The sequence below is a fragment of the Nonomuraea jabiensis genome, from assembly GCF_014204795.1.
In the GTDB taxonomy this organism is placed as follows: domain Bacteria; phylum Actinomycetota; class Actinomycetes; order Streptosporangiales; family Streptosporangiaceae; genus Nonomuraea; species Nonomuraea jabiensis.
The window spans coordinates 9,894,968-9,908,951 of the sequence record NZ_JACHMB010000001.1 but is presented as its reverse complement, the minus strand read 5'-3'; the positions used below and the strand labels follow the sequence as shown (position 1 = coordinate 9,908,951).

General features: G+C 69.8%; 16 protein-coding genes. 10 read left to right on the top strand and 6 right to left on the bottom strand.

Annotated features, from left to right (window positions below):
* Positions 1 to 15: 15 nt before the first annotated feature.
* Positions 16 to 600: a polysaccharide lyase family protein gene (locus HD596_RS45375; RefSeq protein ID WP_185075527.1), complete on the bottom strand. Its 585-nt coding sequence runs from the start codon at positions 598 to 600 to the stop codon at positions 16 to 18.
* Positions 601 to 868: 268 nt separating this feature from the next.
* Between HD596_RS45375 and HD596_RS45370 the strand changes: the two genes are divergently transcribed.
* From HD596_RS45370 to HD596_RS45360, 3 genes are all read left to right on the top strand, one after another.
* Positions 869 to 1,840 carry a helix-turn-helix transcriptional regulator gene (locus tag HD596_RS45370; RefSeq protein ID WP_185075526.1) on the top strand — a complete coding sequence of 324 codons (972 nt, stop codon included), beginning with the start codon at positions 869 to 871 and terminating at the stop codon, positions 1,838 to 1,840.
* A gap of 262 nt (positions 1,841 to 2,102) precedes the next feature.
* The gene (locus HD596_RS45365; RefSeq protein WP_185075525.1) at positions 2,103 to 2,477 is read left to right on the top strand and encodes an STAS domain-containing protein; all 375 of its coding nucleotides are present in this window, start codon (positions 2,103 to 2,105) and stop codon (positions 2,475 to 2,477) included.
* A gap of 109 nt (positions 2,478 to 2,586) precedes the next feature.
* Positions 2,587 to 3,045 carry an ATP-binding protein gene (locus tag HD596_RS45360; protein ID WP_185075524.1) on the top strand — a complete coding sequence of 153 codons (459 nt, stop codon included), beginning with the start codon at positions 2,587 to 2,589 and terminating at the stop codon, positions 3,043 to 3,045.
* Between the two features lie 24 nt (positions 3,046 to 3,069).
* Here the strand turns inward: HD596_RS45360 and HD596_RS66205 are convergent, their stop codons facing one another.
* Both HD596_RS66205 and HD596_RS45355 read right to left on the bottom strand, forming a co-directional pair.
* Positions 3,070 to 3,180 (bottom strand): MFS transporter small subunit, encoded by a 111-nt coding sequence (locus tag HD596_RS66205; protein ID WP_417629245.1) that lies wholly within the window; start codon positions 3,178 to 3,180, stop codon positions 3,070 to 3,072.
* Positions 3,177 to 4,532: an L-lactate MFS transporter gene (locus tag HD596_RS45355; protein ID WP_313046346.1), complete on the bottom strand. Its 1,356-nt coding sequence runs from the start codon at positions 4,530 to 4,532 to the stop codon at positions 3,177 to 3,179. Before HD596_RS45355 ends, HD596_RS66205 begins: the two co-directional genes overlap by 4 nt.
* Positions 4,533 to 4,762: 230 nt before the next feature.
* Here HD596_RS45355 and HD596_RS45350 point away from each other — a divergent pair, with 230 nt between their 5' ends.
* The gene (locus HD596_RS45350; RefSeq protein ID WP_185075522.1) at positions 4,763 to 6,379 is read left to right on the top strand and encodes an MFS transporter; all 1,617 of its coding nucleotides are present in this window, start codon (positions 4,763 to 4,765) and stop codon (positions 6,377 to 6,379) included.
* Here HD596_RS45350 and HD596_RS45345 read toward each other — a convergent pair whose 3' ends face one another.
* Positions 6,380 to 6,571: an FAD-binding oxidoreductase gene (locus HD596_RS45345; RefSeq protein WP_185075521.1), complete on the bottom strand. Its 192-nt coding sequence runs from the start codon at positions 6,569 to 6,571 to the stop codon at positions 6,380 to 6,382. It abuts the gene before it with no gap.
* Between the two features lie 44 nt (positions 6,572 to 6,615).
* Between HD596_RS45345 and HD596_RS60910 the strand changes: the two genes are divergently transcribed.
* The 4 genes from HD596_RS60910 (at position 6,616) to HD596_RS45325 (ending at position 8,751) form a co-directional block, all read left to right on the top strand.
* Complete coding sequence (locus HD596_RS60910; RefSeq protein WP_221519876.1) at positions 6,616 to 7,023, top strand: LysR family transcriptional regulator substrate-binding protein; 408 nt, start codon at positions 6,616 to 6,618, stop codon at positions 7,021 to 7,023.
* The gene (locus tag HD596_RS60905; RefSeq protein WP_221519875.1) at positions 7,023 to 7,226 is read left to right on the top strand and encodes an FAD-dependent monooxygenase; all 204 of its coding nucleotides are present in this window, start codon (positions 7,023 to 7,025) and stop codon (positions 7,224 to 7,226) included. The genes HD596_RS60910 and HD596_RS60905 overlap by 1 nt, the downstream gene beginning before the upstream one ends.
* Before the next feature lie 91 nt (positions 7,227 to 7,317).
* Positions 7,318 to 8,310, top strand: a complete 993-nt coding sequence (locus tag HD596_RS45330; protein ID WP_185075520.1) for an aldo/keto reductase — start codon at positions 7,318 to 7,320, stop codon at positions 8,308 to 8,310.
* Between the two features lie 78 nt (positions 8,311 to 8,388).
* Entirely contained in the window at positions 8,389 to 8,751 is a 363-nt protein-coding gene (locus HD596_RS45325) for an ABC transporter permease (RefSeq protein WP_221519874.1), read from the top strand.
* On the opposite strand, the gene HD596_RS45320 is transcribed toward HD596_RS45325, so the two are convergent.
* Complete coding sequence (locus HD596_RS45320; protein ID WP_185075519.1) at positions 8,720 to 9,511, bottom strand: SDR family NAD(P)-dependent oxidoreductase; 792 nt, start codon at positions 9,509 to 9,511, stop codon at positions 8,720 to 8,722. The genes HD596_RS45325 and HD596_RS45320 overlap by 32 nt on opposite strands.
* A gap of 87 nt (positions 9,512 to 9,598) precedes the next feature.
* Here HD596_RS45320 and HD596_RS45315 point away from each other — a divergent pair, with 87 nt between their 5' ends.
* Together HD596_RS45315 and HD596_RS62850 are read left to right on the top strand one after the other, a co-directional pair.
* A complete protein-coding gene (locus tag HD596_RS45315; protein ID WP_185075518.1) occupies positions 9,599 to 10,207 on the top strand; it encodes a TetR/AcrR family transcriptional regulator in 609 nt (202 codons plus the stop codon).
* Between the two features lie 206 nt (positions 10,208 to 10,413).
* Positions 10,414 to 12,585 (top strand): fibronectin type III domain-containing protein, encoded by a 2,172-nt coding sequence (locus HD596_RS62850; RefSeq protein WP_313046345.1) that lies wholly within the window; start codon positions 10,414 to 10,416, stop codon positions 12,583 to 12,585.
* Positions 12,586 to 12,642: 57 nt separating this feature from the next.
* On the opposite strand, the gene HD596_RS45305 is transcribed toward HD596_RS62850, so the two are convergent.
* Positions 12,643 to 13,905: a serine hydrolase gene (locus tag HD596_RS45305; RefSeq protein ID WP_185075517.1), complete on the bottom strand. Its 1,263-nt coding sequence runs from the start codon at positions 13,903 to 13,905 to the stop codon at positions 12,643 to 12,645.
* Positions 13,906 to 13,984: the final 79 nt, after the last annotated feature.

The window sequence follows — 13,984 nt, the reverse complement described above, 5'->3', positions numbered from 1 at the left end:
GGCCCTCATCGCCCCCTACTTACGCCAGAAGCGGATGCCGCTCCACTCGACCGTGGCGGGCCCCTGGCCGCTGGCCGTCCGGTAGGCCCCGAACTTGTCGTAGAAGCTGCCGCTCTCGCTGGCCACGGTGTGCTTCAGCGACCCGTTGATATAGGTGCGGTGGACGCTGCCGACCACGTGGACGGTGTTGACGCGGACCGTGGTGCCGATCGTCGCGCCCGTGGCGATCGTGTCGCCGCCGTGCACCGCGTACAGCCGCCCGCCGCGCTCGACGGCGAGCATGAAGAACGGGCCCGTGGTCTTGAACGTCTGCTTGAGGCTGATCCGCGAACCGGGCAGGCTGGAGATCTTGAAGTAGCCCTCGAACTGGCGCGTGCCGCTGGAGTAGGTGGCGTAGCGCCGTTCGGCCCGCTGGTCGCCGCTGTCGGTCGAGCAGGTCAGCGTGAACGTCAGGTCGCTGACGTCGCCGCAGCCCCGCTCCTGGACGGTGAACGTGGGCGAGTACGAGGTCCACGGCCCCGACTCCACGGGATCGGCCGCGGCCGGAAGGGCGGGCAGCAGCATCCCGGCGGTCAGCGCGCTCGTGACGAGTAATCGCATCGACCCTCCATTAGGAAACTTTCCTATCATGAGACATAGGATCACTCGGCGCGTTCGCACGTCAAGACTCTTGACCGGGGGCCCTGGCTGCGCTATTCGTCGGAGGTCTGAAGGGAGCGATCCAGGGACTCGCTCATCCGGTTCCGGTGCCCGCGGGACCGCTGTCACGGTATGGTCGGTAAATCAGTCACCTTGCTCCGGCGCCTGCACGCGGGGCTCGAGGGTTCCACGGGTGTGGCTACGGGTCGTCCGGCGAGCGGAGATTGCCATGGAGCCGTTGACCTTCGACAGTCGTGATATCGGGCAGACGGAGGAGTTCCTCAGCAAGGCTTACGCCAAGATGCGCATCGGGTCCGACGTGGACCGTCCGCGGACCTGGATCTCGCGTCAGGTCATGGGGCCGGTCAGCATCGACGAGCTGCAGCTCGAGTACGCCATGAGCTACGACGTGAACCCGCTCGGCAAAGTGTGCCTGTGCACCGTGGAGTCCGGGTCCATCGTCCAGCAGGTCGCGGGGGGCGAGCAGGACGTGTTCGGGCCGGGGGACGCGGTGTTGTTCGCGCCGCCGGACCGGCCCTACGCGGGTGAGATCCGCCGCTCGCACTACAACATCATCATGTTCGACGCGGCGCTGTTGCAGCAGGTGGCCGACACCCTTCCGGGGCGCCGGCCGGAACCGGTACGGCTGCTGGGACACCGGCCCGTCTCCGCCGCCACCGGCCGGCATCTCCAACGCACCATTGCCTACCTGCGCGACGACGTCCTGGGCAACCCGGAGCTGGCCGGCGAACCCCTCGTGGTCTCGACCGCCGCACAACTGCTCGCCGCGAGCGTGCTGGCGGCCCTGCCCAGCAACGCCGGCACCGAGGCCACCGCCGTGGACCGGCACGACGCCCATCCCCAGACGCTGCGCCGCGCGATCGCCTTCATCGACGAGAACGCCGACACGCCCCTGGGCGTCGACGAGATCGCCACCGCGGCCCGGGTCAGCGCCCGCGCCCTGCAGTACGCCTTCCACCGGCACCTGAACATCACCCCGCTGGGCCACCTGCGCCAGGTCCGGCTGGCCCGCGCGCACGATGAGCTGAAGACCGGCGATCCCGCCGAGACCACGGTGGCCGCGACCGCGGCCCGCTGGGGCTTCTTCCATCCAGGGCGTTTCGCCCTTTCCTACAAGGCCGTGTACGGGTGCGTGCCCAGCGAAACCCTGAACGCCTCCGCCGAACCGCCCCAGCGCTGAGCGGCTGCTTTCGTTTTTCGGACAGCGGTGCGGACAAGGCTTCGCCTGGGGTGCAGACCAGCCGCGACGGCGGCACAAGAGTGGGAGGGCGAAGGCCGGCCGGCGTCGTGGAACAGAGAGGGTGATGGGTGACCCCTGCTCGGAAGAGTTTTGCGCAACCGCGTCCAGGCTGGAGCATCAGGCACGGCGGGCCGGCAGGCGCGCTCTCGCCCGTTCGGTCACGGGCCGGCCGCCCGTACCGGGCCGTCACCGAAGAGGCGCCATGTCGCCCCTGAGCCTGAGCCGCCGCGACCTGCCCGGCGGGGTGCTGATCACGGTGACGGGCGAGCTCGACGCCACCAACGCGCACGAGCTGGAGTCCTACGCCGAGTCGCACCGCGGGGCCGGCCCGGGCATGATCCTCGACCTGGGTGGGCTGACCTTCCTGGACAGCCGCGGCCTGCACCTCCTGCTCCGGCTGCACGCCGCGGCAGGCGAGCGGGGCGGGCTCCTCCGCGTGGCGGGCGTCCAGGGGAGGCCCGCGCGCATCCTGCAGGTCACCGGCGTGTGGTCGGTGGTCACCATTTACCCCGACGCTCAGCAGGCCGCCGTCGCGATGTGCTGCCAGGACGCGGACGGTGCCCAGCAGCCATCCTGATCCTCACGTGGCAGATTGCGCCCCGGGTGTTTAACGATCGGCCAGCCGGAAAACTACCCGAAAGCCCGCGAAGCTCCCTCCCATTCCCGGCCCGCGGTCTCGGAGAGCGATGAATTTCGAGCTGCACTGCCCCATCAGCCCCGACCTGGGCTACATTCGCGACCTGGTGCGCGTCCACGGCGAGCACCACGGACTCGACGATGAGCAGCTGGACGGGCTGGTGCTGGCGGTCAACGAAGCTGTCACCAATGTCTTCGACCACGGCGGCCAGGCCGGCCTGATCACCGCGCGCGGCCACGACGACGGCGTCATCGTGGAGATCCTCGACGTCGGCGGCCGGCTGACCCCGGAGCACCTGGCCGCCGCCACGGTGGACGCGACCGGCTCGCGAGGGTTCGGCCTGTGGGTGATCCAGCGCCTGTGCGACGAGGTCACCCTGGAGGACAACGGTTCGGGCTCGCTGCTGACGCTGTACTTCCGCGGCCGTCGCGCCCCGGTGATCCAGATCGGGCACCGTGCCGGGCGCGGCCGCGGCGCGCAGGACGGCCGGTCCGCCCGCACGGCGTGAAACGCTCCGTCGAGCCCACCGGATCTAGTCGAACAGCTGCGTGAGCTTCAGCACCAGCTCGTACACGCCGAACGCGAACGGCAGCGCGACCCAGGCCCACGCCAGCACCATCAGGGCGGTCCGCCTGGAGGTCATGTCGCCTGCCCTTCCATGGCCGGCTCGGCCGGCTTCTCGTGGTACCTGTCGCTCACCGGCCGGATCAGCTCGTTGGCGAGCAGGCCCACCGCCAGCAGCCCGATCATGATGTAGAGGGAGGTCGTGTAGAGCGCGGGCCCCGACCGCCCCGCCGCCTTCTGCGCGTCGGCGATGGCGTTGATGATCAGCGGGCCGAGCACGCCCGCCGTGGACCAGGCCGTGAGCAGCCGGCCGTGGATCGCGCCGACCTGGTAGGTGCCGAACAGGTCCTTCAGGTACGCCGGGATCGTCGCGAAGCCGCCGCCGTAGAAGGACAGGATGCCCAGCGCGCACACGATGAACAGCGGCTTGGAGGAGTCGCCGGCCAGCGCGATCACCAGGTAGAGCAGCGCGCCGACGCCCAGGTAGACGCGGTACATGTTCTTGCGGCCGATCACGTCGGAGGTGGAGGACCAGACGAAGCGGCCGGTCATGTTCGCCAGCGACAGCAGCGCGACGAACCCCGCCGCCGCCCCCACCGCGACCGGCGTGGCCGTGTCCGCGAAGAAGTCCCTGATCATGGGCGCGGCCTTCTCCAGGATCCCGATGCCCGCGGTGACGTTGCAGCACAGCACGACCCACAGGCAGTAGAACTGCGGGGTGCGGATCGCGTTGCGGGCCGAGACGTCCGCGTCGGTGATCAGCGGCCTCGACGCGACCACGGGCCGCGTCCAGCCCGGCGGCGACCAGCCCTCCGCCGGGACGCGCACCAGCAGCACGCCCATCGTCATGAAGACCGCGTAGACCACGCCGTGCACGAGGAACGTGGTGGCGATCCCGTTCGTGCTCGTGCCGAACGACTCCAGCATCTGCGCCGACCACGGCGAGGCGATGAGCGCGCCGCCGCCGAACCCCATGATCGCGATCCCCGTCGCCATGCCGGGCCGGTCGGGGAACCACTTGATCAGCGTGGAGACGGGGGAGATGTAGCCGATGCCGAGCCCGATCCCGCCCACGACGCCGTAGCCGAGCACGACCAGCCAGTACTGGCGGGTGGCTACGCCGAGCGCCGACAGCAGGAAGCCGGAGGAGAAGCAGGCCATCGAGACGAACATCGCCCAGCGCGGCCCGTTGCGCTCCACCAGCGTGCCGCCGAAGGCCGCCGACAGGCCGAGCATGACGATGCCCAGCTGGAACGGCAGGGCGCTCTGCGTGCCCGACAGGTGGAGGGAGGACTCCAGCGGGGGCTTGAAGACGCTCCACGCGTACGCCTGGCCGATCGCCAGGTGGACCGAGAGCGCGGCGGGCGGCACCAGCCACCGGCTCCAGCCGGGTGCCGCCACGATCCGGGAACGGTCGAGGAATCTTGCCACCTCACACGCGTACCACATACCGTATGCAGGATCGAAGATCTTTACGGCAAGCGGTCAGAAACCAGCGACGAACGGTTCGGCGCCCACCCCGCCGCTCCGCAGCCGAACAATGCGGGACTCGCTGCCGTACCGGCTGCTCCACCGCCTCCGCCGGCCGAGGGCGCGGCGTCGCCGGCGGTGGCTTTCAGCGGGAGGCCCGGCGTACCTTACGCCGAGAAGGAGTTCGCGACATGACACTCTCAACGGCCACCACGACAGAGCGCAGACACAGCCCCTGGCTCGTCCTCTTCACTCTCTGCCTCGGCTTTTTCATGATCCTGCTGGACACGACGATCGTGAACATCGCGATCCCGCAGATGAGCGACCACCTCAAGGCGTCCCTGTCGGACATCCTGTGGATCATCAACGCCTACGTCCTGATCTATGCGGTCCTGCTGATCACCGCCGGGCGCCTGGGCGACCTGTACGGTCCCAAGCGGCTCTTCATGATCGGACTTGTGATCTTCACGGCGGCATCGGCCGCATGCGGGTTCGCCCAGAACCCGGCGCAGCTCATCGTCTTCCGGGTGATCCAGGGGCTGGGCGGCGCGCTGCTCACACCGCAGACCCTCTCCGTCCTGACGGTGATCTTCCCGTCGGACAAGCGCGGTGCGGCGTTCGGCGTCTGGGGCGCGGTCGCCGGCGTGGCCACGCTGGCCGGGCCGCTGCTGGGCGGGTGGCTGGTCACCGACTTCGGCTGGCAGTGGATCTTCTTCGTGAACCTGCCCGTCGGCGTGATCGCGCTGGTGCTCGCCGGGATCGTGATGCCGGACCTGCGGTTGAACCGCCGGCCCCGGCTGGACTGGACCGGCACCGTACTGGTCACCGCGGCGCTCTTCCTGATCACGTTCGGCCTGATCGAGGGCCAGTCCCACGACTGGGGCAGGGTCTGGGGCCCGATCACGATCGTGGAGATCCTGGTCGCCGGCGTCGTGGTCCTCGGCCTTTTCTTCGCGCACCAATGGTCGCAGCAGCGCCGGGAGCCGCTGGTCCCGTTCCAGATCTTCCGGGATCGGAACTTCTCCGTGATGAACGTCGTGGCCGCGTCGATCGCGTTCGGCATGCTCGGCCTGTTCCTGCCGTTGACCATCTTCCTGCAGTCGGTGTTGGAGCTGTCCGCGCTGCAGGCGGCCCTGACCATGGCGCCGATGGCGCTGATCTCCATGCTGGTGGCGCCGGTGGCCGGGCGCGCCGCCGACCGGGTCGGAGGCAAGTGGATCCTGTTCGCCGGAATGTCGCTGTTCTCCATCGGCATGGGCGTGCTGATCGCGTCCTCGCAGGTGGACACCAGCAGGCTGGACCTGCTGCCCGGGCTGATCGTGGCCGGCTTCGGGCTGGGCATGACGTTCGCGCCGATGCAGACCGTCGCGATGCGCAACGTCGAGCCGCGGATGGCCGGCGCCGCCTCCGGCCTGATCAATACGACCCGGCAGCTCGGCGGAGTGATCGGCTCCGCGGCCGTCGGCGCGGTGCTGCAGGCTCAGATCTCCACCCACCTCAAGAGCGCCGCCGTGGCCGACGCCGGCCGGCTGCCCCCGCAGTACCGGACGCAGGTGATCGACACGCTGAGCCACGTGGCCTCCGGCAGCCAGGACATCGCCGCTGGACAGATCGCCCCCCGCCTGCCCGCCGGGCTCCCCGATCAGGCGCGGGCCCAGTTGGACGCCTTCTTCACGCTCGTCTTCCATCAGGGTTTCGTGGGCGCCATGCGGGCCACGCTCTGGCTGCCGATCGCGGTCATGGGTGGCGCGGCGCTCGCCGTGACGCTCGTACGCCGCCGATCAAGCCGCCGCGCCGAACAGGAATGATCAGAAGCGATCGGCCCGGTACGGGTCCAGCACGTCCATGCGTGCCCCGTCGAGCACCTCGGTAGCCATGAGCTGGGCGAGCACCGGCCCCAGCGTGATGCCGGCGTTGGTGGTGACGCTGCGCACGTTGGAGTACACCGGGCTGCGCCCGATCACGGGCAGGCCGTCCGCGGGGACGATCCTGCGGTCCACCGTCACCTTCTCGATCGAGGCGTCGCGGAGCGCGGGCAGAACGGTTGCGCCGCTCGCCCCGGCTGCACCTGACGCTGGAGACCGGTAGAGGCGACGAGCTGAGCGACCGGGTCGTCTCGGGCCACCTGGACGTGGCGTTCGTCTTCTACGAGCCCTTCCACACCGACCTGCGCGTCCGCGTCCTGGCACGCTACCCCATGGTCGCCGTGTTCCGCGAGCAGGCGCCCGGCACGTGGGCCCTCGTGCCGTCGTTCATGGTCGCCGACCTCACCGCCAAGACCGGCTGCCGGGCCGGGCTCACCAGCGCCATGGTGATCACGGAGAAAACGACGGACGTCCTCATCGTCGGTGCCGGCCCGACCGGAGTCACCCTTGCCGTGGACCTGCCCGCCGGGACGTCACCTGCCGCAGCGCGCCCCGGCCACCGACGCGGTGCCCGTACCCCACCGTGATGACGCGCCCGCAGTGGCGTACCGAGGCGGTGCTGCGCGAGCGGATCGCCGAACTCGAGCCGGACGAGCACGGGGTGACCGCCGGACTCGGAACGGGAGAGACCCTGCGGGCGCGTCACCTGGTCGCGGCGGACGGCGGCAGGAGCCCGGTACGCAAGGCGCTCGGCATCGGCTTCACCGGCGAGACCCGCGACGGGGGGTGACCATCTGGCCTCCGGTTGACCTTGAGTCGACTCTAGGGTGAATAATCCCGGCCGACGTCCGACATGGATGGGCAGCGGGAGAGGATTTCACATGAAGTACCGCACGATTGGCACCGATCCGAAGACTCGCCGTCGCGTCAGCGTGCTGAGCCTGGGCGCGATGTTGTTCGGCACCGCCATCGACGAGGCGACGTCGTTCGCCATTCTTGACCGCTTCGTCGAGGCCGGCGGCAATTTCATTGACACCGCCAACAATTACGCCTACTGGGTCAATGGCACTCAGGGAGGCGAGAGCGAAGCGCTGCTCGGCCGCTGGCGCCGTAGCCGCAACGTCACCGATGAGATCGTCATCGCCACCAAACTCGGCGGACGGCCCAACGCTCCGGCGACCGGCCTCAGCCACGACCTTGAGGGCTTGTCCGCCCAGGTGATCCGGGAATCTTCGGAGCGAAGCAGGGAACGGCTCGGCATGGACAAGCTGGACCTGCTGTACGCACATGCGTACCTCGAAGGTTCCAAGGTGCCGCTGGAGGAGACCGTCGAGGCGTTCGCGGATCTGGTTCAGGCAGGCGCCGTCGGCCTTCTCGGGGCGAGCAACCACTGGGCCTGGCGGCTCGAACGGGCCCGGAACCTGGCGGCTGCGGCAGGTCTGCCCGGCTATGAGGTCCTGCAGTATCACCATTCCTACCTGCGTCCACGTACCGATCTGCCGACGCTGCGGTCCCAGGACGGCAACTTCGGCGTGGTCGACGGGAACCTGCTCAGCTATCTGAGGGCGGAGCCCGAGCTCACGCTGGTCGCCTACTCGCCCCTGCTGGGCGGCGGCTACGTACGTGCGGACAAGCCGTTCGATGCCGCGTTCGACCACCCCGGCACGCCTCGGCGGCTGGCGGCACTGCGGGAAGTGGCACAGGAGACAGGCGCGACCGTCAACCAGGTGGTGCTCGCCTGGCTCATCGGCGGCGAGATTCCGATGATCCCGCTGGTCGGTGCTTCCTCGGTCGAGCAGTTGGAGGAGAGCCTGGCCGCGGTGGACCTGGAGTTGACGGCGGACCAGCGGGCGAAACTCGACTCCGAGCACTGAAGGCGACTTTGATGGGGACGCCTGCCTGAATCCTGGTTCTACGGATTCCACACGAAAGGAAAGCGAGACCCCCTGCTCGTGCTTTGGCTGAGCATCGCGGAGGGCTCGACGACCGTGCTGGTGGCGATAGGCGTCCTCTTCCCCGTCTACGCCACGCTCTCCTCGGCCCTGTCCCACGTGGACCCGCACCTGGTGGAGGCCGGAAAGGCGTACGGGCTGCGCGGCGTGGCCCTGCTCACCCGGATCCAGTTGCCGTCGGCGGCCCCCGCGGTGGTGGCGGGCCTGCGGCTGGGCCTGGCCCAGGGCCGGCGCTCGGCAAGACCGCCGACGCGCTGCTCAGCCTGGCCGAACGCCGCCCACCGCGCGGGCATGGGTGAGCGGTGCCCGGGGCCGCTCACCCGTGTCCGTCTCACGCCAGGCTCTGCCCGCCGTCCACCGTGATCACCTGACCGGTGACGTAGTTGTTGGCCATCACGAACAGGGCCGAGGCGGCGGCCTCCTCGGCGGTGCCGAAGCGGCCGAGCGGGGTGCCCTCCCCGGCCTTGGCGACCGCGGCGTCGCCGTCGAGCCCGGACACCGTGCGCAGCAGCGGGGTGTCGAAGCTGCCGTAGCGGATGGCGTTCACCCGGAGCCGCTTCGGCGCCAGCTCGACGGCGAGCGCCCTGGTGAAGGTCTCGACGGCGCCGACGGCCGCCAGCGGGCCGGTCATCCCGGGGACCGGGCGGAGGACGTACGTGCCCGAGGTGAACGTGATCGAGCCGCCCGCCGGCAGCCGGGCCGCCGCGAGCCGGGCGGCGGCGAACGCGCCCCAGAGGCGGGCGTCCAGGACCGAACGGAGGTCGTCGCGGGAGAGCTCGGTCACCGGGCCCGCGCCGCCGATGCCGCCGGCCGTCACGAGCACGTGGTCGACCTGGCCGGCCTGCTCGAAGACCTCCGCCAGCGCGTCCTCGTCCGACCCGTCGGCGGAGACGCCGAGCACCGAGTCCGCCGGGCCGCCGGCCGGGGCCGCCTCGCGTACGCGGTCCACGGCGGCCGCCAGCCTGGCCTGGTCGCGGCCGACCAGCACGACCCGGGCGCCCACCCCACCCAGCAGCACGCCGGCGGACAGGCCGATGCCCGAGGTGCCGCCGATGAGGACAACGGTGGAGCCGGCGAGACCGGTGGGCAGCGGCGAGCGGACCGGCACGGGAGTTACGGACATGATGTCTCCTCAGAAATAAACCATCTGGTTGGTTTAGATCGAAGCGGAAGTCGCCCGCAAAGTCAACTGGATGGTTTAATTCTGGACATGAGCTACGACGCGGAGGCCACCAGACAGCGGATCTTCGAGTCCGCCACCGCCGAGTTCGCCGCGCACGGCCTGGCCGGCGCCCGGGTCGAGCGCATCGCCGCCGCCGCCAAGGCCAACAAGCAGGCGATCTACCTGTACTTCGGGGGCAAGGAGAAGCTGTTCGGCGCCGTGGTGCGGGCCAAGGTCGACGAGGTCTGCCACGCGGGCACCCTCGATCCCGGCGCGGTGGCCGACTCCGTGGGGCAGCTGTTCGACTGGTACCAGGACCACCCGGACCTGATCAGGTTGCTGCTGTGGGAGGCGCTGGAAAGCGGCCCGGGTCCCGTCCAGGGCGAGGACGAGCGCCGCGCGGCCTACCGGGGCAACGTACGCGACCTCGTGGACGCCGGCGTCGGCGCCGGATTGGGCGAGCCCGAGCGCACCTGCGCCGCCCAGGACTGGATGTTCACCGTGCTCGGGCTGGTGGCCTGGAACTTCGCCGTCCCCCAGCTGTGCCGCCTCGTCCTCGACGAGCAGGACGACCGGGCGGCCCTGGCCCGGCGCCGCGAGGCGGTCGTGTCGGCCGTCCGCACCCTCGCCGCCAACCAGCCGTCCTTCAGCCGCTGACCGCACGCTCGAAACTTTCGGGGTGGCGGATAGTGCCGAGGGATGATGCCCCACATTCGGCCGACTTTCCGAAAGTTTCGGCATCGTCAAACCAGCAAGCCCAGCTCAAAAACCTCCACTCTTGAAACGTTTCGGCTCAGTGTTGACATGTTTCATAAGGGTTTCCAGACTGATCGCCAAAACTCCACCCGGAAGGGAGAGCCCTGGTGATCACCAGCCTGGCCCGCTCCAAGATCCGTTCGAGGGTCGTCGCGCTGACGGCAGCGCTGACGCTGTCGGTCGCCGGAGCGGTGACGGTAGCGCCCCCCGAGGCCGTCGCGGCTGCCGGAGTCGAGGACGAGGGCGCAGACTGCACGGTGACCGGCCTGCCCGACGCAGGCTCCCTGCCCACCAACTCCAAGCTTCCCGACCCCTTCAAGAAACTGGACGGTACGCGCATCTCCGCCAAGTCCGAATGGCGTTGCCGGCGGCAGGAGATCAAAAAGCTGGCCGAGAAATTCGTCTACGGTGAGAAGCCCGGAAAGCCGGCCAGCGTCACCGGAACGGTCTCCAGGACCGGCATCACCGTGAATGTGAACCACAACGGCAGGAGCTCGAGTTTCTCGGCGAGCGTCGATCTGCCGAGCGGTTCCGGACCTTTCCCCGCCGTCGTCGTCCTGGGCGGATTCGGCGCGGACACGGCCGCCATCAAAGCGGCCGGCGCCGCCGTCATCAATTACGACCCGTACGCGGTCGGGAAAGAGGGCACGCCGCGCAACAACAAACAGGGCGCTTTCTACAGCATTTACGGCTCCTCCAGCAGCACGGGGCTGCTGCTCGCCTGGGCCTGGGGCGTGAGCCGGATCATCGACGTCATCGAACAGTCGGGCGGAAGCATTCTCAAAGCGGATGCGACCGGCGTCACCGGCTGCTCGCGATTCGGAAAGGGCGCTTTCGTGATCGGCGCGTTCGATCAGCGCATCGCCTTGACCATGCCGATCGAGTCGGGCAGCGCCGGCGTTCCCATCTTCCGCGGCATTCCCGGGGAGGGCGCCCAGAGCCTGAGCAGCGCGTACGGAGAGCAGTCGTGGCTCGGCGACGCGTTCGGCTCCTTCACGAGCAGCCCGGCCAGGCTGCCGGTGGACACGCATGAGATGGTGGCCATGGTCGCGCCACGCGGACTGTTCATCATGGACAATCCGCACATCACCAACCTCGGACCCAAGTCCGCCAGCGTGGCGGCCCTGGGTGGAGCCGAGGTCTACAAGGCGCTCGGCGCGGGAGACAACCTCACGTACTGGTCCGACATCCAGGACGGCAACCACTGCGCCAACAGGGCGGAATGGCGGACCCCGCTCCAGCAGAACATCCAGAAGTTCCTGCTGAAGACGGGCAACGCTCCCGGCGCGATCAGGATCTCGGCCAAGGCGCTCGGCAATCTGGCCGAGTGGAGGGACTGGCAGACCCCCACCCTCGGCGACTCCGGCGACACCACCCCGCCGAGCACGCCCGGCACCCCCGCCGCGTCCAGCGTGACCGCCACCGGCGCCACGCTGACCTGGGCCGCGTCCACCGACCAGGGCGGCTCCGGCCTGGCCGGCTACAACGTCTACCGCGAGCAGGGCGCCACCGACCCGCAGCTCGGCCAGTCCACCACCAACTCGATCACCCTCACCGGGCTGACCGCGAACACCCAGTACCAGGTGTACGTGCGGGCGCGGGACGGCGCCGGCAACCTGTCCGGCGACTCGCAACCGGTCACGTTCACGACGACCGGCGGTGGCGACACCTCGCCGCCGACGGCCCCGGCCGGCCTGGTGGCCTCGGCGACCACGGCCACGGGCACGACCCTGAGCTGGACGGCCTCGACGGACGACACCGGCGTCGCCGGCTACGACATCCTGCGCGCGCCCGGCGCGAGCGGCGGCACGTTCACCCAGGCCGGCACCTCGGCCACGACCTCGTTCAGCGACACGGGCCTGACCCCGAGCACCACCTACCGCTACCAGGTCAGGGCGCGCGACGCCGCGGGCAACACCTCGCCGGTCTCGAACACCGCACAGGTCACCACCCAGCCCGGCACCTCCACCGGAAGGTGCACGGCCGTCCCCACCGTGCAGACCCAGTGGGCCACCGGGTACGTCATCCAGCCCCTGACCGTCACCAACACCGGCACCTCGACGATCAACGGATGGACGGTCACCTTCACGCTGCCGGCCGGGCACACGCTCACCGGCTCGTGGAACGGCACCGCCACCGTCAGCGGGCAGACCGTGACCATCAAGAACGCCGGCCACAACGGCACCCTCGCCCCCGGAGCCGCCACCACCAGCGTCGGCTTCCAGGCGACCCGCCCGAACGGCGACACCGCCCTCCCATCCGGCTACACCTGCGCCTGACCAACAGGCACACCCCCGGCCCACCCGCTCCTCGCCATGGTGGGCGGGCCGGGGCGTTCAGACTGGCCGGGCGGTGACCTCGTGACCCGCCCAGTTGAGCGCGACCTCGCCGTTCGCCAGGAAGTCCAGCTCGACCTCGCCCTTCATCCTGGCGAAGAAGCGGGTCTCCGACATCGGGCGCAGCTCCGTCCTGACCAGCCCGTGCACCTCCACCATGAGCCGCTCGCCCTCCCGCGTGACGTCCATCGTGGAGGTGCGTCCCATGTACCGCATGGTGTAGCGGCCGGTGTACCGGTCGAGGAGGTCCGGGGCGACGGTGACGAAGAGGCGCCGGCTCGGCAGTTCATACGGCTCGCCGCGGGCGATGGCCGCCAGCGCGGACTCGATCTCGGAGAAGGCGGCGTTCTCGATGTTGGACAGAACGGTCACGAAGAGGTCGTCGCGCCGGTACCGGGCTGAGACGCTGACGAATCCGATGGTGCCGCCCGCGCTCTCCACCCGGTCGCCGCTCACCCAGCAGCCGTAGCCGTACCCGGTGCCGTCGGACTCGACGTGCGGCCCGAACAGCTCCGCCAGCGACTCGCGCCGCAGCAGCCGGGGCAGGCCGCGGTTCCAGCGGTGCAGGTCCTCGACCGTCGAGTGGAGCGCTCCGGCAGCGTCCTGGTTGGAGTTGTCCAGGTACGGGGTCCTGGTGAGCCCGCCGTCGGCCGACATGTAGCCGACGGCGGTCCCGGCGCCGCCGGCCAGGCCGCTGCGCTGCATGGCCAGGGGGATGAGGACGTTCCGGCGCAGGTATTCGCCGTAGGTCAGGCCGGACAGCCGCTCGATCACCTCGCCCAGCAGGATCCAGCCCGAGTTGCTGTAACTCATCCGCGCGCCGGGCTCGAACAGCAGGGGCCGGTCCTTGAAGCCGTCGATGAGCTGCCGCCGGGTGCGCGGCGTCCCCATGACGCGGGTGAAGCCGTCCGTCGTGACGTAGTCGGGGATGCCCGAGGTGTTGGTCAGCAGATGGTGCAGGGTGATCCGCTCGCCGTGCGGGTAGCCGGGCAGGTGGCGGGCGAGCGGGTCGGTGACGCGGAGCCGGCCCTGCTCCTGCAACTGCAGGATCGCGATCGCGGTGAACGTCTTGGTCTGCGATCCGATGCGGAACGCCGTCGCCGGCGTGTTGGGCGCCCCGTGCTCGTGGTCGGCGTGGCCGTACCCCTTGGCGAAGAGCCGCCGGTCGCCGCGGGCGACCAGCACCGCGCCGCTGAACCTGCCGAGCCGCGTGTACGCGCTGACGAGCGCGTCCATCCGGCGCGCGAGACGTGAGAACAGCAAGGAACCTCCACTTTGAATAATCAAGTTTGACTATATGAGCATGGCGCCGCTGGTATGGTCAACCTTGACTATCGCGTGG